The sequence below is a fragment of the Clostridium sp. CTA-7 genome (assembly GCF_054768095.1).
The window spans coordinates 29,248-55,330 of sequence record NZ_BAAAAV010000009.1 but is presented as its reverse complement, the minus strand read 5'-3'; the positions used below and the strand labels follow the sequence as shown (position 1 = coordinate 55,330).

Annotated in this window: 29 protein-coding genes; 3 read left to right on the top strand and 26 right to left on the bottom strand. The window is 28.8% G+C overall.

Annotation, left to right across the window (positions count from 1 at the left end; genetic code table 11):
* The first annotated feature begins 94 nt into the window (after positions 1-94).
* Positions 95-1,090, top strand: coding sequence for a hypothetical protein (locus ACYUEX_RS15540; protein ID WP_460288991.1), 996 nt, complete (start codon positions 95-97; stop codon positions 1,088-1,090).
* Positions 1,091-1,154: 64 nt separating this feature from the next.
* On the top strand, positions 1,155-1,745 hold the full coding sequence (locus tag ACYUEX_RS15535; RefSeq protein WP_460288990.1) for a cell wall hydrolase: 591 nt from the start codon (positions 1,155-1,157) through the stop codon (positions 1,743-1,745).
* Between the two features lie 114 nt (positions 1,746-1,859).
* Here the strand turns inward: ACYUEX_RS15535 and iadA are convergent, their stop codons facing one another.
* The 10 genes from iadA to ACYUEX_RS15485 form a co-directional block, all read right to left on the bottom strand.
* A complete protein-coding gene (iadA, locus tag ACYUEX_RS15530) occupies positions 1,860-3,032 on the bottom strand; it encodes a beta-aspartyl-peptidase (protein WP_460288989.1) in 1,173 nt (390 codons plus the stop codon).
* A 17-nt stretch (positions 3,033-3,049) separates the two neighbouring features.
* The gene (locus tag ACYUEX_RS15525; protein ID WP_460288988.1) at positions 3,050-4,195 is read right to left on the bottom strand and encodes a tetratricopeptide repeat protein; all 1,146 of its coding nucleotides are present in this window, start codon (positions 4,193-4,195) and stop codon (positions 3,050-3,052) included.
* 21 nt (positions 4,196-4,216) lie between these two features.
* Complete coding sequence (locus ACYUEX_RS15520) at positions 4,217-4,741, bottom strand: chromate transporter (RefSeq protein WP_322545415.1); 525 nt, start codon at positions 4,739-4,741, stop codon at positions 4,217-4,219.
* Complete coding sequence (locus ACYUEX_RS15515; RefSeq protein ID WP_460288987.1) at positions 4,741-5,277, bottom strand: chromate transporter; 537 nt, start codon at positions 5,275-5,277, stop codon at positions 4,741-4,743. Before ACYUEX_RS15515 ends, ACYUEX_RS15520 begins: the two co-directional genes overlap by 1 nt.
* Positions 5,278-5,559: 282 nt before the next feature.
* Positions 5,560-7,179, bottom strand: coding sequence for a phosphoenolpyruvate--protein phosphotransferase (gene ptsP / locus ACYUEX_RS15510; RefSeq protein WP_460288986.1), 1,620 nt, complete (start codon positions 7,177-7,179; stop codon positions 5,560-5,562).
* 335 nt (positions 7,180-7,514) lie between these two features.
* The gene (locus ACYUEX_RS15505; protein ID WP_460288985.1) at positions 7,515-8,549 is read right to left on the bottom strand and encodes a ribonucleotide-diphosphate reductase subunit beta; all 1,035 of its coding nucleotides are present in this window, start codon (positions 8,547-8,549) and stop codon (positions 7,515-7,517) included.
* Between the two features lie 27 nt (positions 8,550-8,576).
* The gene (locus tag ACYUEX_RS15500) at positions 8,577-10,808 is read right to left on the bottom strand and encodes a ribonucleoside-diphosphate reductase subunit alpha (protein ID WP_460288984.1); all 2,232 of its coding nucleotides are present in this window, start codon (positions 10,806-10,808) and stop codon (positions 8,577-8,579) included.
* Positions 10,809-11,032: 224 nt separating this feature from the next.
* Positions 11,033-11,389 carry a Spx/MgsR family RNA polymerase-binding regulatory protein gene (locus ACYUEX_RS15495; protein WP_411169555.1) on the bottom strand — a complete coding sequence of 119 codons (357 nt, stop codon included), beginning with the start codon at positions 11,387-11,389 and terminating at the stop codon, positions 11,033-11,035.
* A 53-nt stretch (positions 11,390-11,442) separates the two neighbouring features.
* The gene (locus ACYUEX_RS15490) at positions 11,443-13,218 is read right to left on the bottom strand and encodes a sensor histidine kinase (protein WP_460288983.1); all 1,776 of its coding nucleotides are present in this window, start codon (positions 13,216-13,218) and stop codon (positions 11,443-11,445) included.
* Complete coding sequence (locus tag ACYUEX_RS15485) at positions 13,202-13,897, bottom strand: response regulator transcription factor (RefSeq protein WP_411169553.1); 696 nt, start codon at positions 13,895-13,897, stop codon at positions 13,202-13,204. Before ACYUEX_RS15485 ends, ACYUEX_RS15490 begins: the two co-directional genes overlap by 17 nt.
* A gap of 200 nt (positions 13,898-14,097) precedes the next feature.
* On the opposite strand from ACYUEX_RS15485, the gene ACYUEX_RS15480 reads away from it, so the two are divergent.
* Entirely contained in the window at positions 14,098-14,958 is an 861-nt protein-coding gene (locus ACYUEX_RS15480; RefSeq protein WP_460288982.1) for a YitT family protein, read from the top strand.
* A 147-nt stretch (positions 14,959-15,105) separates the two neighbouring features.
* Here the strand turns inward: ACYUEX_RS15480 and cwlD are convergent, their stop codons facing one another.
* The 16 genes from cwlD to ACYUEX_RS15400 all read right to left on the bottom strand — a co-directional run bounded on the left by cwlD (position 15,106) and on the right by ACYUEX_RS15400 (position 26,057).
* On the bottom strand, positions 15,106-15,795 hold the full coding sequence (gene cwlD, locus ACYUEX_RS15475; RefSeq protein WP_460288981.1) for an N-acetylmuramoyl-L-alanine amidase CwlD: 690 nt from the start codon (positions 15,793-15,795) through the stop codon (positions 15,106-15,108).
* A 130-nt stretch (positions 15,796-15,925) separates the two neighbouring features.
* On the bottom strand, positions 15,926-17,542 hold the full coding sequence (locus ACYUEX_RS15470) for a Na/Pi cotransporter family protein (RefSeq protein WP_460288980.1): 1,617 nt from the start codon (positions 17,540-17,542) through the stop codon (positions 15,926-15,928).
* 283 nt (positions 17,543-17,825) lie between these two features.
* Positions 17,826-18,218 carry a 30S ribosomal protein S9 gene (gene rpsI / locus ACYUEX_RS15465; protein ID WP_460288979.1) on the bottom strand — a complete coding sequence of 131 codons (393 nt, stop codon included), beginning with the start codon at positions 18,216-18,218 and terminating at the stop codon, positions 17,826-17,828.
* 25 nt (positions 18,219-18,243) lie between these two features.
* Positions 18,244-18,678 carry a 50S ribosomal protein L13 gene (rplM, locus tag ACYUEX_RS15460; protein WP_411169548.1) on the bottom strand — a complete coding sequence of 145 codons (435 nt, stop codon included), beginning with the start codon at positions 18,676-18,678 and terminating at the stop codon, positions 18,244-18,246.
* A gap of 170 nt (positions 18,679-18,848) precedes the next feature.
* Positions 18,849-19,583, bottom strand: coding sequence for a tRNA pseudouridine(38-40) synthase TruA (truA, locus tag ACYUEX_RS15455; RefSeq protein ID WP_460288978.1), 735 nt, complete (start codon positions 19,581-19,583; stop codon positions 18,849-18,851).
* 27 nt (positions 19,584-19,610) lie between these two features.
* The gene (locus ACYUEX_RS15450; protein ID WP_460288977.1) at positions 19,611-20,414 is read right to left on the bottom strand and encodes an energy-coupling factor transporter transmembrane component T family protein; all 804 of its coding nucleotides are present in this window, start codon (positions 20,412-20,414) and stop codon (positions 19,611-19,613) included.
* Positions 20,415-20,425: 11 nt separating this feature from the next.
* Positions 20,426-21,286, bottom strand: a complete 861-nt coding sequence (locus ACYUEX_RS15445) for an energy-coupling factor transporter ATPase (RefSeq protein WP_460288976.1) — start codon at positions 21,284-21,286, stop codon at positions 20,426-20,428.
* The gene (locus tag ACYUEX_RS15440) at positions 21,271-22,116 is read right to left on the bottom strand and encodes an energy-coupling factor transporter ATPase (protein WP_460288974.1); all 846 of its coding nucleotides are present in this window, start codon (positions 22,114-22,116) and stop codon (positions 21,271-21,273) included. Before ACYUEX_RS15440 ends, ACYUEX_RS15445 begins: the two co-directional genes overlap by 16 nt.
* A gap of 206 nt (positions 22,117-22,322) precedes the next feature.
* Entirely contained in the window at positions 22,323-22,664 is a 342-nt protein-coding gene (rplQ, locus tag ACYUEX_RS15435; RefSeq protein ID WP_322459178.1) for a 50S ribosomal protein L17, read from the bottom strand.
* Positions 22,665-22,678: 14 nt separating this feature from the next.
* A complete protein-coding gene (locus ACYUEX_RS15430) occupies positions 22,679-23,626 on the bottom strand; it encodes a DNA-directed RNA polymerase subunit alpha (protein ID WP_411169543.1) in 948 nt (315 codons plus the stop codon).
* A 102-nt stretch (positions 23,627-23,728) separates the two neighbouring features.
* A complete protein-coding gene (rpsD, locus tag ACYUEX_RS15425; RefSeq protein WP_411169542.1) occupies positions 23,729-24,349 on the bottom strand; it encodes a 30S ribosomal protein S4 in 621 nt (206 codons plus the stop codon).
* Positions 24,350-24,372: 23 nt separating this feature from the next.
* Positions 24,373-24,765, bottom strand: a complete 393-nt coding sequence (gene rpsK / locus ACYUEX_RS15420) for a 30S ribosomal protein S11 (protein ID WP_411169541.1) — start codon at positions 24,763-24,765, stop codon at positions 24,373-24,375.
* 15 nt (positions 24,766-24,780) lie between these two features.
* Positions 24,781-25,146 (bottom strand): 30S ribosomal protein S13, encoded by a 366-nt coding sequence (rpsM, locus tag ACYUEX_RS15415; protein ID WP_317274669.1) that lies wholly within the window; start codon positions 25,144-25,146, stop codon positions 24,781-24,783.
* Between the two features lie 219 nt (positions 25,147-25,365).
* On the bottom strand, positions 25,366-25,479 hold the full coding sequence (gene rpmJ / locus ACYUEX_RS15410; RefSeq protein ID WP_016205879.1) for a 50S ribosomal protein L36: 114 nt from the start codon (positions 25,477-25,479) through the stop codon (positions 25,366-25,368).
* 40 nt (positions 25,480-25,519) lie between these two features.
* Positions 25,520-25,738 carry a translation initiation factor IF-1 gene (infA, locus tag ACYUEX_RS15405; RefSeq protein WP_322412699.1) on the bottom strand — a complete coding sequence of 73 codons (219 nt, stop codon included), beginning with the start codon at positions 25,736-25,738 and terminating at the stop codon, positions 25,520-25,522.
* A gap of 7 nt (positions 25,739-25,745) precedes the next feature.
* Positions 25,746-26,057 carry a hypothetical protein gene (locus ACYUEX_RS15400; RefSeq protein WP_411169540.1) on the bottom strand — a complete coding sequence of 104 codons (312 nt, stop codon included), beginning with the start codon at positions 26,055-26,057 and terminating at the stop codon, positions 25,746-25,748.
* Positions 26,058-26,083: the final 26 nt, after the last annotated feature.

Below are 26,083 nucleotides of genomic sequence, written 5' to 3'. Positions count from 1 at the left end.
AGTATAATACTTTAAAATTTTTTAATTATATAATATTTTCCACTTTACTATAATATAAATTTATGTAAAGAGATTAATACGGGGGGATGGTTTTATGAAAGAAAAATTTACTATTTTAATAAAGGAGCATAAGTTTTTGTTCGTATCTTTAATATCAGCATTATTACTTTTATCAATTGTGTCCTTTTTTCTTATATACAATTCAGATTCAAATAAAACTAAAAGAAATTTAAAACATATGATTGTTGAACTAAATGAAGTTAATGCAAGTCTTGAGGATGGCATAAAAGATATGACAATTGATACAAATAAATCCTACGAACTTTTAATTTCTGGTTCAAATAAACTTAAAGAGCTTTTGTCATCTCTTTCTGAAGTAGAAAATGTAAATGCAGAAGTTTCTTCTATGAAAAATGATTTAAATAATGCTTTATTATCAACAATAAATTTATATGATAATTGTATCTATATATTATCTAATCCTAAAGATATAAGATCTAGCAGTGATTTAGATACCTTTAATAATCTTAAAGAAAAATGTCTAAAAGATTATTCTATTGTAAATGAAAGCAAAATACGTATAGAACTTTCAGATAAAACTCTTGAATTTTTTAATAATACTTATAATTATGTAAATACTCTTATTAAATTAAATAGAGATTCTGAATTTCAAAATACAAAACAACGTGAATTTATTATTAAACTTGAATCTTTTAAATCAACAATAGATACACTTAATGAAGACTTAATACCTGCTATAAATAAAATAAGAGAAGATAAGAGAGACTTACAGGTTATTATTGACGATTTATATAAAAAAGAAAAATCTTATGAAAGTTTGAAAAAAGAAGTTATATCTTTATCTATACCAGATGGTTTTATGAACATATATAACTCTTTAGATGAATATTTAAAAATATATCACATTTATTTAAAATCAATTAAAGAAGCTGTAATATATGAAAAAACTTGTTCTGATATAAGTAAATATTCTAAAGAGATAGATAAAAATTATCAAAATGCTTCTTCTAAGAGAAATGATGTCTTAGATGCTTATTATTCTTATAAAAATAATCTACAAAAAAATTAGTATTATATTTTTTCTTTTGGCAATACTAATTTTGGATTATATATTATCCAAAAGGAGGTTATTTATGAAATATTTAAAAACAATACCTATTTTATTTTTAACCTTTTTATTTTCAGCAGAAATACCTGTGTTTGGTTATAGAACTACTACCACATCCACCAGTGCTAAAATTAGTTCTAATAACCTAATAAGCAATGACTTAAATGTAGCATTCAATAGTACTTTTATAAATATTCCAGAAGAAAAGGTGGTTGAGGTTTTCAATCACAATGACAACCAAATATATCTAACACAAGATGACTTAAATTTAATGGCTAAAATTGTTTATGCTGAAAGTAAAGGTGAGCCCTATGAAGGCAAAGTTGCCGTAGCGTCGGTTATTCTAAATAGGGTACTAAGTCCAGGATTCCCAAATAGCATTAGAGAGGTTATTCTTCAACCAAATGCTTTTTCATGTGTGGTAAATGGTGAAATATCAGTTACTCCAACTGAAGAATGCTATAATGCTGTTTACGAAGCTATAAAAGGTAATGATCCAACAAATGAAGCTTTATTCTTCTATAATCCTTCTATAGCAACTTGTTCTTGGATGCAAGGTGTTGAAAAAACTGATAGCAAAGCTATAGGGCAACATTTATTTTTTAAAACAAATTAAATAGGTAGATAGTTTAAAAGAGTTTCTAGAAAAACTCCTGGTTTTTAAATAGGGAGTTTTCAGTAAACTAAAACAAAAAAAGAAGTGATATGATAAAATATCACTTCTTTTTTGTTACTCAAAAGTACCTTTTGCTATCGGCTCACCATTTTCAACCATTATTTTACCCTTAGCTATAACCGTATCTATTTCTAATGAATTTTCATTTACTAAAACTAAATCTGCATCTTTTCCTGCATCTATTGATCCCTTATTTGAAAGCTTTAATACGCTTGCTACATTAGATGTAATAACTTTAATTGCATCTTCTATTTTTAAATTATGGGTTTTTATACATTCTTTTACCTCCCCATATAGAGTTGATACAGAACATATTCCAAGACCAGTTAAGTTACCATTATTATCAAAAATAGGCATGCTTCCATTTCCATCTGATGAAAAAGTAACATTAGATATATTTACTCCATTCTCTAATAAAAGCTTTAATGCTTCACTTGCTCTTAATTCTTCTGGTTCTAAAAATTTAGGATCATAGCTTGTAGTAAGATCTATAAATCCACCTTCTTTTGCATAATCCTCTCCAACCTTAAATAACTTTCTACTTCTATTTATATGAGTTGGTAGCAATTGAGTTGGAGGAATTTCTGTTTCTTCAATTAAAGAAAATAAATAATCTAGTTTTCTTGCTCCATCACCTAAATGAATATTAACTATTCCAGCTTTTCCTGATAGCAATCCTCCTACTCTGGCTTGAGCAACTGTATTTGCAAACTCATTATATGTAGCTTGAGAGCTTCTATGATCAGATAAAGCTACTTCACCTACTCCAATAACTTTATCCATTAGCATTATATCACCTTTTATATTACCAGTTATGGTTTTTACTGGTATATCATAAGAGCCTGTATAGCAATATGTAGTTATTCCTTCTTCTTCTAAAGCTTTTGCTTTTGCTAGTAAACTTCTCATATCTCTGCAAATTGCATCTGTACCTATACATCCTACTACAGTAGTTATTCCTGCTCTTGTTAAATCTGTTAGCTTTATCTCAGGAGTTCTAGTTTTAAATCCCCCTTCACCTCCGCCTCCATTAATATGTACATGACAATCTATAAAGCCAGGAAAAAGTAGCTTCCCTTTCCCCTCTATAACATTTATATTTATAAAATTCTCAGGAATTTTTAAATTTTCATATATTCCTTCAATTTTATCTGAAGATATTACTACATCCTTTTCTCCTTTATATTCAGGAGAGTAAACTTTAATTCCTTTTATTACTGTTAGCATATTGGTCACTCCTATAGTTAAATATTTAAAATACCTTTTATAATATTGTTATTATAAATTGAATTTTTATACTTATTTACTAAAGCCTGTGCATAAAATTTACTTTTTTCTATATTTATCTCTTTATACAATAGGGCTATTTTATAATAAGCTTCTTCTATATAGTTCCCTTTTTCATATTTATATATATATTGCTCAAAATATTTTATTGCCTCTTCATTCTTTGCTATCTTTTCGCTTGCAGAGGCTAGTAAAAATAATATATCATCATTTAGATGACTTTTCTCAGAATAAATAATAGTTTTTTCTAATAATACTTTTGCATCATTATACTTTTCTTGTGAAAAAAGATTTGTTGCATTTATATAATTACTAGTTATATCATCTTCTGTTAATGGATTTTCTATTTTCTCATTGTTTTTATCTTGTATATTATTTTGCTTCGCTTCATCCTTTGAGCTGGAATTTTCACTTTCATTAATTGTATTAGAATTCTCTATATTATTTGAAGCGCTTAAATTATCACTTAACAGTTTTTCTTCAACTAAAGGTGTATTTTTAAGCTTTCCCATAACAATTGCTCCTGTTGATACAATCATAAATATAATAAATGTTATTATTATAGACTTAAAAACTATTTTATTATTGTCTTTTATATCTAAAATTTCATTTATCTCTTTATTTATGCTCTTTGCAGTAATATTATTTTTATCTACTGCAAATACTTTCTTAATATAAAATTTACTATTATCATAAAGCCCTTTTTTCATATAGCATATAGCTAAATTATTGTTTACTCCTATTAAGTTAAAATCACTTTCATTACATATATTTAAAATCTCTATGGCTTCATCTATATTAAGATTTTTTATTAATTCTTCGGCCTCTTCAAATAATTCTTTTCTACGGAAATCTTTTTCTATATCTATTAAATATGATTTTGAAATATTGTCGCCATTATAATCTTTATTTATTTTCCATAATGAAACTGCTTCTTCTATATTTCCCTTTAAATATAAAAGTAGTCCCTTTAAATTTAATAAATTTGAATCTTTTAAATTTCTTGATATTCCTATCTCACATTGCTCTATAGCTTTATCTATATAACCTTTATTATATAAATCAAGTGCCTTTTCATAGACCTTTTTATCTTTATTCTTCATACTTTCGTTACCTCATTAGATTTATGAATAAAATATTAATCCTATAATTGCAGCTATTACTATAACTAATATAGGATGAACCTTTTTACTTAATAGTACTAATCCTATTATCGTAGTTATTATAATACTCTTTAAATCTAAATAAGATTCTTTTGCTAAGTCTAGAAAAGCTTTTAGTATTAATGCAATTAATACAGGCCTCATTCCCATTAAGGCTGATTTTACTATTGTAGATTCTTTAAACTTTTCTAATGTTTTACTTATAATTGATACTAATATAAATGACGTTATTACAACTCCTAAAGTAGCCATAATACTACCTACAACTCCTGAAACCTTATAACCTACAAATGTGGCAGAATTTATTGCAACTGGTCCAGGAGTCATTTGAGATATACCGATTATATCCATGAATTCATTTATATTAAGCCAATTATTATTTTCCACTATTTCTCTTTGAATAAAGGGAAGCATAGCATATCCCCCTCCAAAACTAAATGCACCTATTTTGAAGAAAGAAAAAAATAATTTTATTAAAAGCTGCATTAGCTCACCTTCTTTCTTAAAAATATAGCTCCATATATAGCGGATAATAATATTACTATAACTGGATGAATATTAAAGAAAGTTAATGCTATAAGCGCAATTATAATTGTAATTACAGTCCTTGTGTTTTTTGGCAAGCCCTTGCTCAAACTTACTGCTCCAACTAATACTAGCATCGGAACTGCAGCCGTTATACCCTTAAAAGCCGCATTTACATAATAATTATCTCTAAATTGCATAAAGAAAGCTGCAATTATAATTATTATTAAGAAGGATGGTAATACTACTGCTAAAAGAGCCATTATTCCCCCTATAACTCCTCCTATTTTATATCCCAAAAATATAGAACAATTAACTGCTAATGCCCCTGGAAGACTTTGCGAAACTACCAATATATCTATGAACTCTTCTTTTTCAATCCACTTTTTATTTTTTACAACCTCTTCTTCTATTAAAGGTATCATTGCATAACCTCCACCGAAGGTGAAAGCTCCTATTTTAAAAAAAGAAATAAACATTTCTAAAATTTTTCTCATTTGCTCCTCCTCTTATTAAAAATAACTCTTATATACATAATTTTAATATAGCTTTTACAACATTAGTTTACTTTTAATTATATGCTTTTATTAAAAAAAGTCGATATATATAGGTTTACTTATTCCGTCGCTTTGCTCCAAGTCATCGCAAACCTATATATCGACTTGAAAACTGAAGGAAGGAAATTATAAAAAGTTATTGATAGGGTAAACTTTTTATAATTTCCTAAAGAGTAAAAATAAAAAGCCGCATTTATATGATGCGACTTTTCATAAGTTTAATTATTCTTGTTCTAATATTATCTTCTTAGCTGTTAACATTGATGTAGCACTCATTGAGAACTCATCTAATCCATATTCAACTAATGTTGGGATAGCAGTTTCGTCTCCTGCCATTTCTCCACACATTCCTACCCACTTGCCATGCTTGTGAGCTCCATCTATAGTCATCTTGATTAATCTTAATACAGCTGGGTGCATTGGGTTGTAAAGGTATGATACCTTTTCACTCATTCTATCAGCAGCTAATGTGTATTGGATTAAGTCATTTGTTCCTATAGAGAAGAAATCAACATACTTAGCTAATTCATCAGCATATACAGCTGCAGCAGGAATTTCTACCATTATACCCCATTGGATTTTTTCTGAGTATTCTTTTCCTTCTGCTTTTAATTCAACCTTACATTCTTCAACGAATTCTTTAGCAGCTTGGAATTCTTCTAAGCCTGAAATCATTGGGAACATAACTGCAAGGTTTCCATATACAGAAGCTCTTAATAAAGCTCTAATTTGAACCTTGAATATATCTTTTCTATCTAAACATAATCTAATAGCTCTATATCCTAAGAATGGATTCATTTCTTGTGGTAATGGTAAGTATGGAAGTGTCTTATCTCCACCGATATCTAGTGTTCTTATAACAACTTGCTTTCCATCCATTATTTCAAGAACTCTTTTATAAGATTCGAATTGCTCTTCTTCAGTTGGAGCAGAATCTCTGTCCATATATAAGAATTCAGTTCTAAATAAACCAACACCATCTCCACCATTTGCAACAACTGCTTCAGCATCTGCAGGTGATCCTATGTTTCCACAAACTTCAACTCTTCTTCCTGACTTAGTAACTGTTTTAACAGTTATTAATTTCTTTAATTCTTCTTGCTCTGCTAAGAATTTTTCTCTCTTTGCAGTATATTCATCTATAACTGATTGTTCTGGGTTTATGATACATATTCCTTCAATACCATCAACTATAACCATATCTCCGTTTTTAACTGATGTAGTTATATCTTTTAATCCAACTATTGCAGGAATTTCTAATGTTCTTGCCATAATAGCAGAGTGAGAAGTTCTTCCTCCAATGTTAGTTAAGAAACCAACTACCTTACTTCTATCTAATTGAGCTGTGTCTGATGGAGTTAAGTCATGAGCTACAACTACAGTGTTTGCTTCTGTAATTGCAAAAGCATCTCCGCCTTTACCTGCTAAGTTAGCTATGATTCTCTTTGAAACGTCCTTTATATCAGCAGCTCTTTCCTTCATATATTCATCTTCCATTGAATCAAAAATCATTACAAATGTATTTGTAACACCTTCAACTGCTCTCATTGCATTTATACTATTTGACTCTATTTCTAATAACATTCCGCCAGTAAATTCTGGGTCATCTAATAAAGTTAAGTGAGCTTCGAAAACCTGAGCTTCATGTTCTCCAATCTCTGCTAAAGCTTTATCTCTAATTGCAGTTAATTGAACCTTTGCTTGCTCTAAAGCTTTTTGTAGTACTGCCTTTTCTGCTTCTACATCAGAAACCTTTGTGTCTGTTATTACTATTTCTTCGTGTTCTTGTAAAAATACTTTTCCTATTGCATAACCTTTAGACGCAGCTATACCTTTTTTCATTTCCGAGATTCCTCCTTAATAATGGCTATAAATTCAAATTAATATATGAAATTTATAGAAGTACTAATCTGTTTTATAAATTACAACTACAATGTATTATATCATATTTTTTCTGTATGTTAATAATAATGCACATAATTTTTATTATTTTCTCTTACTAATTTTAATTTTCTGTTTATTTTCTTTTGCGATTTTCTATATGAGTATAATTATACTAAAAATTTTTACAATAATTTCAAACCGCTTCATTTTTTATACTTTTATATTTTCAAATTTTATAAATATAAAAGCTATCTATAAACTAAATTTAAAAATTTATAGATAGCTTTTGTTTTTTATAAATCGTCAATAAGTGCTCCAGCTTTTGCATAAGCAGTTGATTTTGCTTCAAAAAAATCTGTTTTAACAGAATTTGCATCTGCTAATATATCTACCCATGCAGCTGGATTTTTATCATATCCAGGATAAATTTCTTCTAATCCAATAGCTTTCATTCTTAAATTCCCTAAGTACTTTATATAATCATTGATTAGGTCTTTATTTATACCTTGAATATTATCGCCAATAACATAATTTCCCCATGCTATTTCATGTTCGACTGCAGTTCTCATCATTTCCTTCAATTGATTTTTTATATCTTTAGTAAACATTGCTGGTTCTTCTACTTGTAACTCTTTTAATATATTTCTAAATAACCAAAGATGGGTGTTTTCATCTCTATTTATATATCTAATTTCTTGAGCTGAGCCAGGCATTTTACCGTTTCTTTCTAAATTATAGAAAAACATAAATCCTGAATAAAAATATATTCCTTCTAATATATAGTTAGCCATTATAGTTTTTATAAGATTTTCTTGAGTTGGTGCTTCTAAAAAGTTATTATACAATTCACCTATAAATTTATTTCTCTCTAATAATATCTTATCATCTTTCCATTGATATAATATTTCATTTCTCTTTTCTGGAGAACATATTGTATCTAGCATATAACTATAACTTTGGGAATGTACTGCTTCTTGAAAAGCTTGTATTGTTAAACATAAATTCACTTCACTAGCTGTTATGTAGTTATTTATATTTGATAAATTCGCTGTCTGTATTGAATCTAAAAATATTAAAAATGACAGTATTTTATCATAAGCTGTTCGTTCTTCATTAGCTAACTTATTATAATCCTTTAAATCTTGAGCTAGATTTATTTCCTCTGGTATCCAGAAATTATTCATTGCTTGCCTATACCAATCTGAAACCCAAGTATATTTCATATTATTAAAGTCATTTAAGTTAGTAGTATTTCCATTTATCATTCTCTTTTTAGATGTTTCAATATCACCAAACTCATTAAAAAGAGGTTTTTTATTTATAAGCATTTTCTTTCCTCCAAGACTCTATTCCTATTATGCTGAACAACTTTCACAATCATTTACTGTTAATGACTTTGAACGCACATAGTATATTGATTTAACTCCTGATTTACATGCTTCTATATATAGATTCATGATTTGTCTCATAGTATAGTTTGTTGTTATATATAAATTAAATGATTGCCCTTGATCTATATGTCTTTGTCTTATTCCGTTAATTTGAACACACCATTTTTGGTCAATATTATAAGCTGAATTATAATACCAATAGTTTTCTTCATTTAAGTTTGGTGCTGTCTTAGGTATTATGCTGCCTTTCTTTTCTTCAAGCCAAAATCTAGCCATTACTGGATCTATTCCTTCAGAAGTTCCTGCTATAGTTGCCGTTGAACCATTTGGAGCTACAGCTATTAAGTAACCATTTCTCATTCCATAAGTATTTACTTCTTCTCTTAATAAGTTCCACTTCTCTGATTTATATTCTCTAATCTCAAAGTAGTTTCCATTATCCCAATCTGACCCTTCAAAGCATGAATATCTTCCTTTTTCTTTTGATATAGTCATACTTGCCTTTATTGCATGATAGTTTATTCTTTCATAAACATCATCTGCAAATTCTTTGTGTTCATCTTCTGTCCAATGTATTAAATTATTTGCAAGCATATGATGATATCCACTTGTTCCAAGCCCTATTGCTCTATACTTTTTATTAGTAACTTCAGCAAATGGTACTGAATAATAGTTTAAATCTATAACATTATCCATAGCTCTTATTTGTGTTTCTACAACATATCCAAGTTCTTCATCATTTTTGACATCAACATTTCCTAAAACTACTGATGATAAATTACACACCACAAAGTCTCCTGGCTTTGTTCTTTCAACTATTATTGTATCTCCATTTTCATCTGTTATTTCTGATTTTTGAATATCCATTGCACTCATGTTTTGCATTATTTCAGTACAAAGGTTTGATGAGTAAATCATTCCCTTATGCTTATTTGGATTCATTTTATTTACTGTATCTCTATAAAAAGCAAATGGAGTTCCCGTTTCAGCAGCACTTTTTATTATTAATCTAACAATTTCTTTAACTGTCATAACTCTTTTGCTTATTCTTTCATCTTCAACACATTCATAGTATCTCTTTTCCCATTCTTCTCCATAGGAATCTTCTAGTGAGTACCCCTTTATTAATCTAATTTCATGTGGGCACATCATATACCAATTTGAATCTATATCATTTTCTGCAAGCTTCCAGAACAAATCTGGATAACAAAGACCTGGGAAAACATCATGAGCTTTTTTTCTATCATCGCCATTATTAGTTTTTAGTTGAAGAAACTCTGGTAAATCTTTATGCCAAGCATCCAGCCATATAGCAACTGATCCATTTCTTACACCTAATTGATCAACCGCTATTGCTGTATCATTAAATAGCTTAACCCAAGGGATTACACCTCCTGAAGCACCTTTAAATCCTCTTATTGGTGACTCTAAAGCTCTAATCTTACCAATATATATTCCCATTCCACCACCAAACTTTGAAACTTCTGCAAAGTTATCTAATGATTTATATATCCCCTTCAAACTATCTTCTACTGTATCTATAAAGCATGAACTTAATTGATAAAATGGCTTTCTAGCATTTGACATTGTTGGAGTTGCCATGGTCGCCTTAAGTGAGCTTAGAACATCATAAAATCTTTTTGCCCAATTTACTCTAGCTTCCTTTTTCTCTGGAATTGCTAAATGCATAGCGATTCCCATAAACATTTGTTGAGGTAACTCTAATGTACTTCTATCAAAATCTTGAATTAAGTATCTTTTTGCTAAAAGATTTATACCACTATACGTAAATAAAAAATCTCTTTCAGGTTTAATTTCCTTTTCTAATTCTAAAATTTCTTCTTTAGTATAATTTTCTAGTATGTACTTACCATAAAGTCCTTTATCAGTTAGTTCACTTATAAATCCATATAAATTACCATATAAATTTTCTTCCTTTTTAAGATCCCTGTTTTTTCTTATTTTATCATAAAGCTTAAATACATAAAGTCTTGCTGCAACATATTGCCATGCTGGTTCTAAATCAGATGTAAGCTCTAATGCTACTTGTATTATTGAATCTCTAATTTCTTCTTCTTTTACATTAGGTCTAATTATATGTTTTAATGCATCTAAAAGTCTTTCCTCAGTATAAATTCCCTGACTATTATCTATTCCATCTAAAGCTAACTTGCAAATATTAAACAAATCTATCATACTTATCCCCTTCCACTATATATGGTATATAACCTTACGTCTCTTTCCATAATATACAACATATAGTTAATTATAATTTCAATTCTTACCTTTGTAAAATTTAATAATCTAATATTAAGCAAAGAAAAATGGAGATATTCATTTAATATCTCCTTATTTCACCTCTAATAATAGTTTTTATCAATAATTTTTATTATCTACAATTAATAATCAAATACTATTTATTACTTCAACTTTTCTATCCATTCTGCTTCTTTAAATCCTACTAATACAGTATCATCTTTCACTATTATTGGTCTTTTAACTAACATTCCATTAGATGCTAAAATATCTAGAAGTTCATCTTCTGGCAGTACCTTAACCTTATCCTTTAATTGCATTTCTCTATATAATACACCTGATGTATTAAAGAATTTATTAATTCCTAAACCACTTTTAGATATCCAATTTTTTAATTCATCTTTTGTTGGATTTTCTTCTGCTATATGCCTATCTATAAATTCTATATTGTTTTCAGTTAAAAACTTTTTTGCCTTTTTACATGTAGTACATTTTGGATATTCAATAAATAAAACTGACATTTTATCACTCCTATATTTAATTATTATTATTTACTTAATACTATTATAACATATTATTTCTTAGGTATGATTAAATATATTTTAAACATGTCACCCTCTACTTCAATGTTTATCCTTCCACTATGAAGTTCAACTATACTTTTAGTAATAGCTAATCCCATTCCACTACCTTCTATTGATGAATTTCTCGATTTATCAGCTCTTGTAAATCTTTCAAATATATCTTCAGTATTAAAATCCATTTCATAATTTGATATGTTTTTAAAGGATACTTCAACTGAATTTTCTCTAGAATTTATATCTATGTAAACTCTAGTATTATTTAAAGAATATTTTAAAGAATTTACTATTATATTTTCAAAAACTCTTGACATTAATTTGCCATCTAACTCAACAAATATTTCGTCTTCATTTGAGCTTACTTTAAACTCTAGGTTCTTTTCTTCATATAAATTTGAATACTCTCCAACCCCTTGATGTACTAATGAAACTATATCTATTTCTGTTTTTTCTATTTTCATCTTGCCGCTATTTAATTTAGACACTTCAAATAAATCCTCTATAAGAGTTTTTAATCTTTTTGAGTTCCTGTCTAATATAGTTAAATAGTCTTTTCTTTCCTCTTCTGTTATATTAGGATCATTTAATATATTTACATAATTTATTATTGATGTAAGTGGTGTTTTTAAATCATGAGAAACATTAGATATAAGCTCTGTTTTTAACTTTTCATTTCTTACTTTTTCGTTTAAAGCTATTCTATATCCATCTTTTATTTGGTTTATATTATCTACTAATTCTTTAACTTCTCTTTCACCAATATTTTTTAAACTGTATTCTAAATCTCCTGAATTAATTTTCTTTAAACCATCATTGATTACCGATATATCCAAACTCTTCTTTAATGAATATAGTACACAAACTAATGGTATTAACACTAAAATTAATGTTCCTTTAAATGGATATCTAGTTAAAAATGTTACTAATACATTTTGATTTCTTATTCCTGCAACTAAATATAAATAAACAAGTATTACTGCTATTGCTCCACTAAAGGAAAATATTATTTTGTTTCTTGTATTTTTGTACTTAAATCCATATCTTAATACATAGAAAAGTCTTTTTAATATTTTAATTTCTAAATAAATCTTATCACTATTAAATATTGAATTAACTATTATCTTTAATAAAAGAAGTAATGTTAATATAGTTGACAATATCATAATCTTCGCTGTTAGTGATTCTGTTTTTATAAGATATGTATACATGCTAGGATCCCTATAATATATTTCTATATAATTATCAATATTTTGACTATTTACTTTATCAGTAGTACTTTTAACATAGTAATTATATTTATCTTTATTATCTATTCTAACTGATGAAAATCCAAGTTCTTTAAGATATGCATTTATTTTATCTTCTAACAATGCAACATTATTATCATACTTTTGTATAAATTTATATAAATTTATATCACTTGTTGTAAAATCACCTGTTTCTTTATTTATTAGCACATAAAATAAGTTGCCATAAAGATAAGCATTTTCTGATAAATGCTCGTTTTCATATTTTATAGAACTAATATCATCTAAATTATTTGTACTTTTATATATATATTTAGATATATCTCTACTTTCATAATATATCATTGAATCTATATACTTTTCTTTATTTAATAGTGCATCAAAGGTACCTGCACCTAATTCAGCAAATACATTATTAAAAGATTGATAATACCCTATAGTTAAGGTTACTAATAAGACACATACTGTTAAAATTTCTATTCCCCATACTCCGGTTATATAGTTTTTAATCTTCTCTTTCAATTTTATATCCAACTCCCCACACTACCTTTATATATTCAGGGTCCTTTGTATTAATTTCTATTTTTTCTCTTATTCTTCTAATATGAACAGTTACAGTATTTTCGCTTCTATAAAATGGTTCTTCCCAGACCTTTTCATAAATTTCCTTTATAGAAAAAACTCTACCTAAGCTTGAAGCTAGTAATTGAAGTATTTTAAATTCTGTAGCTGTAGCTTTTATCTCTTCTCCTCTTAAAAATATCGTCTTTTCTTTATTATTTATTACTAAATCTTTTACCTCTATTATATCAGGACTTTCCCCTTCTAGCTCTAATGGCTTTTGATATCTTCTAAGTTGAGATTTTACCCTTGCTACAAGCTCTAAATGATTGAATGGCTTAGCTATATAATCATCAGCACCAACATTTAATCCTAATATTTTATCACTATCTTCTCCTTTGGCTGATAACATTACTATAGGTAAATTTCTTTTTTCTCTAATTTTTAGACAGGTTTTTATTCCATCCATTCTAGGCATCATTATATCTAATACAATCAAATGTATCTTTTCTTTATCTAGAACTTCTAAGGCTTCAACTCCATCTTTAGCTTTGAAAACCTTCATTCCTTCTCCTCTTAAATATATATCAATGGCATCTCTGATTTCTTTTTCATCATCAACAACTAAAACGTTAAACATAACTTCACCTCTTAATTTATAATACCTTATAACTATAATATCTTATATTATGAACTTTTACTAATTATAAAAATTACATTTTTATTAAAATAATTAAATATCTTATAAGTTATTATTAACATATCTACCTATTTGATATATAATTTTAGTGATATAATTTTTAACGTATATTTTTAACAGATAAATTTAAGGAGTTTGATATGTTACACAAGTTCACAATCAACAAGCATATGATTCTAGATTTTTTTATAATTTTTATTGGGTGCTTAATTGCATCTCTTGGTGTTAATTTATTCTTAGTTAACGCCAAACTTCTTAGTGGTGGTGCTACTGGAGTCGCGCTTATATTACAATACTTATTTGAGGTTCCTTCAGGTATAACTGTTTTTATAATAAATATACCATTATTTTTTGTAAGTTATAGGATGCTAAATAAAAGATTTACTCTATATTCAGCAGTTGGTATGGTGTCTTTATCCCTTTCTCTTATCTTAACTAAAAGATTTTCCCACTTAGTTAAGGTAGATGATATATTACTTTACTGTATCTATGGAGGAGTATTATGCGGACTTGGATATGGATTAGTATTTTCACGAAATGGCTCAACTGGTGGTACTGATATAATTGCAATGATACTTAGAAAGAAGTATTCAAATTTTGAAATAGGTAAGCTAAGTTTTGGAATTAACTGTATAATAGTTTTTATAGGTGCTTTGATATTTGGGCTTCCTAAAGCATTATATACATTAATTTCTATGTTTGTTCAAGGAACTATAGTAGATAAAGTTATTAATGGATTTAACAGTAAAAAACTACTATTAATTTTAACAGAAAAAGAACAAGATATAATTGAATATGTTATTAAAGATATGAATAGAGGAGTTACCTCACTTATTGCTGAAGGTGAATATACTCATGAGTTAAAGAAAATGCTTTATATAGCTGTAACTTCTTCTCAAATGGTGCATTTAAAAAATAAAATATTAAGAATAGACCCTAAGGCATTTATTACAATAATAGATGTTTCTGAAGTTAATGGAAAGGGATTCCAAAGAATATAAACTAATTTATTTTAATAAATATATTATTATGCAAAAAGAAACAAGATCTATTATTTTTTATAAAATATATCTTGTTTCTTTAATTTATTATAGAATTAAAATATCTTCGACAATAAGTTTTGATATATTTCCCCGGAAATTTATCTATTAATTATTTTGCTTATTAATTTCTTCAAAATATTTTTCTATTCCAAGGGATATTCCTTGAACTATTAAATTTTGATGTTCTTCTGTTTGTAACTTTTGTTCTTCTTCAGGATTAGATAAAAATCCACATTCAACTAATACTGAAGCTCCTTCATAATTATCTCTCAGAATTAAATAAGAATCTCCTGCTGGCTTTGATACTCTTTTATTATTATCTTTAACAGTTTCCTTTAATGATTCTTGTATATTGTCTGCTAACTTTTTACTTACATCATTTGATGAATGCCATACCTGTGCACCAAAACACTTTGATTGTGGGAACATATTTTGATGAATTGAAATAAAAACATCACATTTTGTTTCCGGTTTAAGATCTCTTCTCTTTTTCAAGTCTTCTCTTTTCTTTTCTTTTATAGTTGAACCTTTTTCTTCTAAACCTGTATCACTATCTCTAGTTAAATAAACCTTATATCCTTTACCCTCTAAGACACCTTTAAGTTTTAAGCTTATTTGTAAATTTATATCCTTTTCTATAATACCTGTTTTTGATTTAGCTCCACCATCAAATCCACCATGCCCTGGGTCTATTAAAATAATTTTTTGACCTGTTTCTTCTGCCAAAACTCTAACAGATGTAAAACATAAAAATGACATAATGATAGATAAAAATATTAAGTTAAATTTCTTCATTAGTATGCCTCCATAATATTTATAAAATTGGTTATAAAAATATTATGTCCAATTTATTTATTTTTCTTACTAATAAAAAAATCTCTAGTTTAGGAACTTATATCCTTTACTAGAGATTTTTTTATATTTTTTAACTATTTTCTATAACACTTTCTGCTATATTAGTTGAATGATCACCTATTCTTTCTAAGTTGCTTAATAAATCTAAGAATATAGCTCCTGCATATGCATTGCATGTACCATCGTAAAGTCTTTTTATATGAAGCTCTCTATATTTCTTTTGTAATCTATCTACTTCTGCTTCTATAGGCTCTATACTTTTAGCTTTTTCTACATCCTTTTTAGCATAACTGTCTATTGCTACATCTAAACATTCAGTAGCCTTATTATACATATTATGTAATTGTTCTATTGCTTGATTACTATATTCAAACTTCTTAGAAATTTTTTGTTCTGTTAAAGCAGCTATATTTTTAGCATGATCTCCTATTCTTTCTATATCATTTATAACATGGAAGGTTGCTGCTACAATACTTAATTCTTTATCAGATAAATCACATTTTGAAAGCTTAACTAGGTAAGTTGTAATTGCTTCATTTAAAGTATTTACAACAACTTCATTATCATATACTTTTTTAATTAACTTTTCATCATTGCTTTCAAAAGCTTCTATAGCTAAAGCTAATCCTTTTTTAGCTTTATTAGCCATTCTTAGTGTTTCTTTTGCAACTTGTCCAGCAGCAATAACTGGAGTTTCTAATAATCTATCGTCTATGTACTTTGGTCCTGGTTTGTCTTCCTCATCATCTCCTGGTATTATTCTATTTACTATTTTAATTAATACTCCAGTAAGAGGTAGCATTATAGCAGTATTTACTATATTGAATACTGTGTGAGCATTAGCAATTTGTCTACTAACATCTCCTGGGCTTAATGTAGATACGAAATTACCTAAAATTCCACTTAATAGTACTGGTATAAATATTAATGTTCCACCTAAATTAAATATTAAATGCATTATTGCAGCTTTATGTGCTGTTTTATTTGTTCCAACAGATGCTATCATAGCTGTAATACATGTACCAATATTACATCCAAATACTATTGGAAGCGCATTATGTATATTTATTGCCCCAGCAGTTGCTAAAGCTACTAAAATTCCTGTAGTTGCTGATGAGCTTTGAAGTACAGCAGTTATAACTGCTCCTGCAATTATCCCTAAATACCACTTATCACCTACTGTTGCTAATATTTCTTGGAATATAGGTGAAGCTGTTAAAGGTTTCATTGAATCACTCATTTGTCCCATACCAACAAATAAGATACCAAATCCTAATATTATGTTTCCTATATCTTTTCTCTTTTTGCCCTTTGCAAACATAACCATAAATGCCCCTACAAAAACAAATAGAGGAGCAATTTCATCTAACTTAAAGGCAACTAATTGTGCAGTAATTGTTGTACCAATGTTAGCTCCCATTATAATTCCTGCTGCTTGCGCTAAGTTCATTAATCCAGCATTTACAAATCCTACCACCATTACAGTTGTAGCACTACTGCTTTGTATTACGGCTGTAACTATTGCACCTACTAATACAGCAACTATTGGATTTCTAGTTACTTTTTCAAGTATTGACTTTAATCCATCTCCAGCTGCATTTTCTAGGCCATCTCCCATTAACTTCATTCCGTAAATGAACAGCCCTAATCCACCAACTAACTTTATAATAACCATTAATGATTCCAAAGTTATTCTCCTTTTCAACATTATTTTTACAAGTTTAGTTTACATTATTTTTTAACATTTGTTAAGTAATTAAACATATTTTTAACCTAAATTTAATATAACTACTAAACTTATTAAATTAATATAATAAAAAAAGATATTTATTATAAATTACTATACTTTATAATTTAAGAAATTATAATCATCTGTTAGTTATCGTTAAAAAGCATAGGTTTTTATAATTTTTTATAAAAAAATAAATCCCACAACCGTGCGGTTTGTGGGATTTGTGAAGTTCCATATATTATCTCTTTGAGAATTGTGGAGCTCTTCTTGCCTTTTTAAGACCGTATTTCTTTCTTTCTTTCATTCTTGGATCTCTAGTTACGAAACCTGCTTTCTTTAATTCTGACTTTAAGTTTTCGTCAGCTTTTATTAAAGCTCTAGTTATTCCGTGTCTTATTGCTCCAGCTTGACCTGTGAATCCACCACCATGAACGTTAACTAAAACGTCGAATCTATCTTTAGATCCAGTTAAAACTAATGGTTGATTAACTATCATTCTTAAAGTTTCTAAACCGAAATAGTTTTCTATTTCTCTGCTATTTATAACTACTTTACCATTTCCTGGTACAAGTCTAACTCTTGCAATTGATTTTTTTCTTCTTCCAGTACCCATGTATTGAACTTTTGCCATTTTTATTCCTCCTCCCGAGCTTGTATTAGTACTTTAATTCAAGTACTTCTGGTTTTTGAGCATCATGTCCGTGCTCAGTACCTCTATATACTTTTAGCTTCTTAAGCATTTTTCTTCCTAAAACGCCTGTTGGAAGCATTCTTCTTACAGCTTCTTCGAAAGCGAATTCAGGCTTCTTAGCTAATACTTCTCTATATGGAGTTTCCTTTAATCCACCTGGATATAAGCTGTGTTTTCTCATTAATTTTTGATCTAACTTCTTACCAGTTAAAACAACTTGTTCTGCATTGATTACTATAACGAAATCTCCACAGTCAACATTTGGTGTAAATGTTGGTTTATTTTTTCCTCTTAAAATTGAAGCAACTTGGCTAGCAACTCTTCCTAGTGGCTTTCCAGCAGCGTCAACAACATACCATTTTCTTTCAACTTCTTGTGCCTTAGCAATGTATGATTTCATGTTTTTCCCTCCCTGAACTTACATTTGTGCTTTACTTATTAAGTACTGCTTTTATGTCAAGACCCGGGGCTAGTGGATCTTATATACATAAATTATTCTAACAAACATACATTATTATAATACACGCTTACGGGCGTGTCAACATGTTTTTTAATTTATTATTGTTAATTTTAATAATAAACTTTTTCTAATACTAAACCTGTTGCTGGAACACATATTCCAGCTTTTGTTCTATCTTTATCATATATTATATTTTGTATATCTTCAGGATTTATTTTATTAGTTCCTGCCATTAACAATGTTCCAACTATTATTCTAACCATATTATATAAAAAACCATCACCTGTTACATAAATTTTTATTATGTCGCTACTTTCTTCAATATATAATTCTGTTATTGTTCTAATAGTTGTTTTTGTAGAGCTTCCACTACTTCTAAATGCAATGAAGTCATGAGTCCCAATAAAATATTTACAAGATTCTTTCATTGATTCTACACTTAGTTTTCTTTTTACATGATATAAATAATCTTTTCCTATTGCAGGTGGAACCTCTCTGTTTAATATAGAGTAAGAATAAGTTTTTCCATTTGCACTATATCTTGAATGAAAATCTTCATTTACCTCTTCAGATTTTAAAATAACTATATCATCAGGCAATCTATAGTTAATTGCTTCTCTAAATTTTTCTGATGGTATTTTGCTTTCTGTTTTAAAATTTGCAACAAATCCTTTTGCATGTACACCAGCATCAGTTCTTGAGCTTCCTATAACTTCAATATCCTCATTAGTTAAGATGCTTATGGCTTCTTCTAATGTTTTTTGTATAGTACTTCCTACTTTTTGTTTTTGCCATCCAAAATAATTAGTACCATCATATTCTAAAGTAAGCTTAATATTTCTCATAACTTAAATCACTTTTACTCATTTTTTCTAAATAACAAATCTCACTGCTAAGCTTCCGATAAATAAAATAGAAAATAAAGCAAATGCAATAGTGTCCTTTCTTGTAAACTTTAATTGTTTCATTCTAGTTCTACCATTTCCACCCCTATATGCTCTAGCTTCCATGGCCATAGCAAGTTCATCAGCTCTTCTGAATGAACTTATAAATAATGGTACTAATAATGGTATAAGACTTTTAGCTTTTTGAATCATTCCCCCTGTTTCAAAATCTGCTCCTCTTGCTTTTTGTGCCATCATTATTTTATCTGTTTCATCCATTAATGTTGGTATAAATCTTAGTGCTATAGTCATCATCATAGCTAATTCATGTGCAGTTTCTTTTCCAATAGGTTTTAATAATCTTTCGATTCCATCAGTTAGCTCAATAGGTGATGTAGTTAATGTTAATACTGATGTACCCATTATTAAAAATATTAACCTTAAAGCCATAAATGCAGCAGTTCTTAATCCCTCTTGATATATTTTTACAAATCCAAGTTCAAATATTAATGTGCTTGAAGTACCTTTTATCATAAAAATATTTAAAATAGCTGTGAAAATAATAAGGAAAAATACTGGTTTTAAACCTTTGTATAAGTACCTAGGTGGCAATTTAGCAACATATACAGTTAATGCTAAAAATGCAACTATTAATATATATCCAATAAACTTATCTACTACAAATAGACAAATTATAAATAGTATTGATAATAATATCTTTGTTCTAGGATCCAGCTTATGAACAAAAGTTTCACCTGGTATATACTGACCTATAGTTATATCTTTTATCATTTTTGTTCCCCCTAGTTTTTAACTTCCTTTAATATTCTTAGTAATTCTTCTTTTCCCTGACTTATAGTATAAACTTCATCTGAAACATTAAATCCCTTATTTTTTAATTCTCTCATAAGATAGGTTACTTGTGGAACTGCAAGCCCTATACTTTCTAAAGTATCCACTTCTTTAAATACCCTAGATGGGGTTCCCTCTAAAGCCACTTCTCCCTTATTCATTACTATTATTCGTTCTGCAAGTTTACCCACATCTTCCATACTATGGCTTACAAGTATAATTGTCATTTTATACTCATTATGTAAAACCTTTATTTGAGCTAAAATATCATCTCTTCCTTTTGGGTCTAGTCCTGCAGTTGGTTCATCTAGTATAAGTATTTTAGGTTCCATAGCAATTACACCAGCTATAGCTACTCTTCTCTTTTGTCCCCCACTTAAATCGAATGGAGATTTATTCTTATATTTATCATAATCTAGACCAACCATTTCCATTGCTCTTTTTACTCTTTTTGTTATTTCTTCATCAGATAATCCTAAATTTCTTGGCCCAAACTCTATATCTTTTTCTATAGTTTCTTCAAATAATTGATACTCTGGGTATTGAAATACAAGTCCAACCTTTTTTCTTATATCAGTAAGTTTTACACCTTCTTTTGTAATATCCTCTCCATCAACTATTATTCTACCTGAACTTGGCTTAAGCAGCCCATTCATGTGTTGTATTAATGTTGATTTTCCTGAGCCTGTATGGCCTATAAGTGCTACAAACTCACCTTCATTTATTTCAATATTAACATTATTTAATGCCATTTTCTCAAAAGGTGATTTGGGCATGTATACATGTACTAAGTTTTCTATTTTAATTGACATAACGCATTCACCATCTCATCTACATTTAAAATATTTGTATCTATATCTATACCATCTTTTTTAAGTTCATAACATAATTCTGTAACTTGAGGAACATCTAATCCTATTTCTTTCATTTCTTTAACATTAGAAAATACTTCTCTTGGATTTCCTTGTAATATTATTTTTCCATTATCCATTACAATAACTCTATTTGCTTGTGCTGCTTCATCCATATAATGAGTGATAAGAACTATTGTAATCCCATATTTTTTATTTATTTCTTTTATATTATTTAATACTTCTCTTCTACCAGAAGGATCTAGCATAGCTGTTGGCTCATCAAAAATAATACATTGAGGCTTCATTGCTAAAATCCCAGCTATTGCGATTCTTTGTTTTTGCCCACCCGAAAGCAAGTGTGGTGCATGTCTTTTATATTCATACATTCCAACCTTCTTTAAGCTCTCATCTACTCTTTTCCTTATTTCTTCTGGTGGTACCCCTAGATTCTCTGGTCCAAAAGCAACGTCTTCTTCAACTATAGTAGCTACTAACTGGTTATCAGGGTTTTGAAATACCATTCCAGCCTTAGCTCTTATTTGCCATAAATTATTAGGATCTGAAGTATCAAGTTCATCTACTATAACAGTTCCTTCTGATGGTACTAAAAGTGCATTAATATGTTTTGCTATAGTTGATTTACCAGATCCATTATGTCCTAAAACAACTAAAAATTCTCCTTTTTCAACCTCAAAATTTACGCCATTAACTGCGTATCGTTCCTCTTCTCCCTCATGTACTCTATATTTAAAAGATACATTATCACATTTAATCATTGTTTCTTTCATATATAGCCCCCTCCTTTTATTGCTTAACTTCTGCTCTTAAGTACTATATAAAAATTCATAGTGTATATACATTCAGCATAAGAATATTATAATATACATTCATTTAATTACAATTACTTTAATATTAAATTTATGAATTCTTATATACTAGTTAAATTTCAACATGTAAAAATGGGGACTAAGTTTTTAACTTAATCCCCTTTATATTATACTAATTCAAGTATAACAACTTCCGCTCCGTCCCCTCTTCTTGGGCCTTTTTTGTACATTCTAGTGTATCCACCATTTCTTTCTGCGTACTTTGGAGCAACATTGTCAAATAGGTTTTGAACTACTTCTTCTTCGTTAACAAAAGCTAAAACTTGTCTTCTAGCGTGAAGGTCACCTCTTTTTGCTAAAGTGATCATCTTTTCAGCTAATCTTCTAGTTTCTTTTGCTCTTGTTTCAGTTGTTTCGATTTTACCATGCTTTAAAAAGCTTGTAACAAGGCTTCTAAGCATAGCTCTTCTTTGGTCAGTAGGACGACCTAATTTACGATAACCTGCCATGTGGATTTACCTCCTTACTCATCGTTTAGTCTTAATCCTAAGCCTAATTCCTTAAGCTTTCTTTCGACTTCCTCTAAAGATTTCTTTCCTAGATTTCTTACCTTCATCATGTCATCCATTGATTTTCCAGCAAGTTCTTGAACTGTATTTATTCCAGCTCTCTTTAAACAGTTATATGATCTAACTGATAAATCTAGCTCTTCTACAGTCATTTCTAGTACTTTCTCTTTTTTATCTTCTTCTTTTTCTATCATAATCTCTACATCATTAGTACTATCTCCTAATGACATAAATAATTTAAAATGTTCTATAAGAATTTTTGCTGATAAGCTTATTGCTTCATCAATCTTAATAGTTCCATTAGTCCAGATTTCTAAAGTTAATTTATCATAGTCAGTAATTTGACCTACTCTTGTATTTTCTACAGTGAAATTAACTCTTTTAACTGGCGTATAAATTGAGTCTACAGCAATTGCTGATAATGGAAGGTCTTCACTCTTATTTTTATTTTGAGTTACGTATCCTCTTCCTCTATTAACTGTTATCTCCATATATAACTTACCATTATCATCTAATGTTGCAATATGAAGATCTTTGCTTACAACTTCAACATCTCCATCAGTTTTTATATCTGCACCTGTAACTACTCCTGGTCCTTGAGCATCTATATATATAGTCTTTGGACCTTCACCATTCATTATTAAAGCTAAAGATTTAATGTTTAATATTATTTCTGTAACATCTTCTTTAACTCCCTGTACAGTTGAAAATTCATGTAGTACTCCGTCTATTTTTACTGATGTAGGAGCAGCACCTGGAAGTGATGATAAAAGTATTCTTCTTAAAGCATTTCCAAGAGTTATACCATATCCTCTTTCTAGTGGTTCAACTACATATTTACCGTAAGTACCATTTTCATTTGACTCTATACATTCTATTATTGGCTTTTCTATTTCTAACATGCACAAACCCTCCTTAAATTTTAAATGGCAACCTTATTCTGAGGGCAACTGCTTATATATTTGTATTGTAAGATTGCTCTTACAAATACAAATATTAAACTATTACTTGCTGTATAACTCAACGATAAGAGTTTCATTAACTGGAACGTCAATATCTTCTCTTGCTGGTTCAGCAACTACTTTACCTGAATAATTTTCAACGTTTGCTTCTAACCATTTTGGTAATGTCTTTGGATTTTCAACAAATGTCTTGAATTTTTCAGTTCCTCTACTCTTTTCTGTAACTGTAATTTCATCATTAACAGAAACTTTAAATGAAGGAATGTCAACTTTCTTACCATTAACTAAGAAATGTCCATGATTAACTAATTGTCTAGCTTCATTTCTTGAAGCACCATAACCTAGTCTGTAAACAACGTTATCTAATCTCATTTCTAATAATTTAAGTAAATTTTCACCAGTAATACCCTTCATATGATCAGCCTTTTCATAATAAGTTCTGAATTGGCTTTCTAATACTCCGTATATTCTTCTAGCTTTTTGCTTTTCTCTTAATTGTACACCGTAGTTAGATATTTTTTTCTTAGCTGCTCCATGTTGTCCTGGCGCATAACTTCTTCTAACAAAAGCACATTTATCTGTATAACATCTATCCCCTTTAAGGAATAATTTCATACCTTCTCTTCTACATAATCTACATGTAGCTCCAGTATATCTTGCCATTAATTACACCTCCTATATGAATACTAGACTCTTCTTCTCTTTGGTGGTCTACATCCGTTATGTGGGATTGGAGTAACGTCTTTAATTAAAGTTACTTCTAATCCTGCTGCTTGTAAAGATCTTATAGCCGCTTCTCTTCCTGCGCCTGGTCCCTTTACATATACTTCTATACTCTTTAATCCGTGTTCCATAGCCGCTTTAGCTGCTGTTTCTGCTGCCATTTGAGCTGCGAATGGAGTGCTCTTTCTTGATCCTCTGAAGCCTAAAGCTCCTGCACTTGACCATGATAAAGCATTTCCTGTAGCATCAGTTAAAGTAACTATTGAGTTATTGAAAGTTGATTTGATGTGTGCAGCACCATGCTCAACGTTCTTTCTTTCTTTTCTTCTTCTAGTTTTTTTAACTTTTTGAGCCATCGAATTCCCTCCTCACTACTTCTTCTTATTTGCGATAGTTTTCTTTGGACCTTTTCTAGTTCTTGCGTTAGTTTTAGTCTTTTGACCTCTAACTGGAAGACCTTTTCTATGTCTAATTCCTCTATAACATCCAATTTCTACTAATCTTTTAATATTTAAAGCAACTTCTCTTCTTAAGTCACCTTCAATTGTTAAAGTTTTTACATATTCTCTAATTTTTGTTACTTCTTCTTCAGTAAGATCTTTAACTCTTGTATCAGGATTAACTCCTGTTTGTGCTAAAATCTTATGTGAAGTAGAAAGTCCTATACCATATATATATGTTAGACCTATTTCAACTCTTTTTTCTCTTGGTAGGTCTACTCCTGAAATTCTTGCCATTAAAACTTACACCTCCTGATATTGAAATGCATACAACTTAATTATATGTGTATTTTATATAATAAAATCATAGGTCAATAGAGATTCACTCTACTGTCAGCCGTACCTAAAATTTATCTACTTAATTAAATGCCTATATAATCATATTTGACTTTAAGTTAAAAGTCAATAAGTTTTACATAGTTAAATAATACTTTTTTTGCCTATACTTTGATTGTATTAGCCTTGTTTTTGCTTGTGCTTAGGATTTTCACAGATAACCATTACTTTTCCTTTTCTTCTTATAATCTTGCACTTTTCGCAAATAGGCTTAACTGATGGTCTTACTTTCATCGCTAACCCTCCTTGTAATACTTGACGGTAATCTCTACCTTTATTTAGCTCTCCATGTAATTCTACCTCTTGATAAATCGTATGGAGAAAGTTCAATTGTAACCTTATCTCCCGGTAGAATTCTTATGAAATTCATTCTTAATTTTCCTGATATATGTGCTAGAATTTTGTGACCACTCTCTAGTTCAACTTGGAACATAGCATTTGGTAATGATTCTAGTACTATACCTTGCATTTCTATTACATCATCTTTTGACATAAGGTAATCAACCCTCCTTAACAATGCCTTTAAGTTTTAGAAATCTTTTTATTTTTAAATCAGTACCTCTATCTTTTGATATGATAGATTCTTTAATCTCATCATCTACATCATCTAAAACATTTATATGTTTTAAATTCTTTTTTTTAGGCATCTGAACTGTTTTAGTACTCCCATTACTAAGAATTGCATAATTATCACTTAAATGGCCTATTATTACATATAAATGATTTTTATCTCTTCCTGTTTTTGAAAGAACCACTTTCCCAATTAAGTCATTGTTTTGCAAACTTTTCACCTCGATGATTACCTTAGTCATAAATCTACAAGCCACCTTTTGGTATC

Excerpts from the sequence above, each read along its gene's own strand:
- ACYUEX_RS15515 (WP_460288987.1), bottom strand. The coding sequence starts at position 5,277 with ATGAGAAAAATTTTAGAAATGTTTATTTCTTTTTTTAAAATAGGAGCT.
- ACYUEX_RS15400 (WP_411169540.1), bottom strand. The coding sequence starts at position 26,057 with ATGACTAAGGTAATCATCGAGGTGAAAAGTTTGCAAAACAATGACTTA.
- ACYUEX_RS15445 (WP_460288976.1), bottom strand. The coding sequence starts at position 21,286 with ATGTCAATTAAAATAGAAAACTTAGTACATGTATACATGCCCAAATCA.
- ACYUEX_RS15535 (WP_460288990.1), top strand. The coding sequence starts at position 1,155 with ATGAAATATTTAAAAACAATACCTATTTTATTTTTAACCTTTTTATTT.
- rpsD (WP_411169542.1), bottom strand. The coding sequence starts at position 24,349 with ATGGCAAGATATACTGGAGCTACATGTAGATTATGTAGAAGAGAAGGT.
- ACYUEX_RS15495 (WP_411169555.1), bottom strand. The coding sequence starts at position 11,389 with ATGTCAGTTTTATTTATTGAATATCCAAAATGTACTACATGTAAAAAG.
- rplM (WP_411169548.1), bottom strand. The coding sequence starts at position 18,678 with ATGAAATCATACATTGCTAAGGCACAAGAAGTTGAAAGAAAATGGTAT.
- ACYUEX_RS15430 (WP_411169543.1), bottom strand. The coding sequence starts at position 23,626 with ATGTTAGAAATAGAAAAGCCAATAATAGAATGTATAGAGTCAAATGAA.
- ACYUEX_RS15505 (WP_460288985.1), bottom strand. The coding sequence starts at position 8,549 with ATGCTTATAAATAAAAAACCTCTTTTTAATGAGTTTGGTGATATTGAA.
- rpsK (WP_411169541.1), bottom strand. The coding sequence starts at position 24,765 with ATGGCTCAAAAAGTTAAAAAAACTAGAAGAAGAAAAGAAAGAAAGAAC.
- infA (WP_322412699.1), bottom strand. The coding sequence starts at position 25,738 with ATGTCAAAAGATGATGTAATAGAAATGCAAGGTATAGTACTAGAATCA.
- ptsP (WP_460288986.1), bottom strand. The coding sequence starts at position 7,179 with ATGAAAAAAGGTATAGCTGCGTCTAAAGGTTATGCAATAGGAAAAGTA.
- ACYUEX_RS15480 (WP_460288982.1), top strand. The coding sequence starts at position 14,098 with ATGTTACACAAGTTCACAATCAACAAGCATATGATTCTAGATTTTTTT.
- ACYUEX_RS15450 (WP_460288977.1), bottom strand. The coding sequence starts at position 20,414 with ATGATAAAAGATATAACTATAGGTCAGTATATACCAGGTGAAACTTTT.
- rpsM (WP_317274669.1), bottom strand. The coding sequence starts at position 25,146 with ATGGCAAGAATTTCAGGAGTAGACCTACCAAGAGAAAAAAGAGTTGAA.
- ACYUEX_RS15520 (WP_322545415.1), bottom strand. The coding sequence starts at position 4,741 with ATGCAGCTTTTAATAAAATTATTTTTTTCTTTCTTCAAAATAGGTGCA.
- ACYUEX_RS15525 (WP_460288988.1), bottom strand. The coding sequence starts at position 4,195 with ATGAAGAATAAAGATAAAAAGGTCTATGAAAAGGCACTTGATTTATAT.
- cwlD (WP_460288981.1), bottom strand. The coding sequence starts at position 15,795 with ATGAAGAAATTTAACTTAATATTTTTATCTATCATTATGTCATTTTTA.
- ACYUEX_RS15485 (WP_411169553.1), bottom strand. The coding sequence starts at position 13,897 with ATGTTTAACGTTTTAGTTGTTGATGATGAAAAAGAAATCAGAGATGCC.
- ACYUEX_RS15500 (WP_460288984.1), bottom strand. The coding sequence starts at position 10,808 with ATGATAGATTTGTTTAATATTTGCAAGTTAGCTTTAGATGGAATAGAT.
- truA (WP_460288978.1), bottom strand. The coding sequence starts at position 19,583 with ATGAGAAATATTAAGCTTACTTTAGAATATGATGGTACTAATTATTTT.
- rpmJ (WP_016205879.1), bottom strand. The coding sequence starts at position 25,479 with ATGAAAGTAAGACCATCAGTTAAGCCTATTTGCGAAAAGTGCAAGATT.
- ACYUEX_RS15440 (WP_460288974.1), bottom strand. The coding sequence starts at position 22,116 with ATGAAAGAAACAATGATTAAATGTGATAATGTATCTTTTAAATATAGA.
- iadA (WP_460288989.1), bottom strand. The coding sequence starts at position 3,032 with ATGCTAACAGTAATAAAAGGAATTAAAGTTTACTCTCCTGAATATAAA.
- rplQ (WP_322459178.1), bottom strand. The coding sequence starts at position 22,664 with ATGGCAGGTTATCGTAAATTAGGTCGTCCTACTGACCAAAGAAGAGCT.
- ACYUEX_RS15540 (WP_460288991.1), top strand. The coding sequence starts at position 95 with ATGAAAGAAAAATTTACTATTTTAATAAAGGAGCATAAGTTTTTGTTC.
- rpsI (WP_460288979.1), bottom strand. The coding sequence starts at position 18,218 with ATGGCAAAAGTTCAATACATGGGTACTGGAAGAAGAAAAAAATCAATT.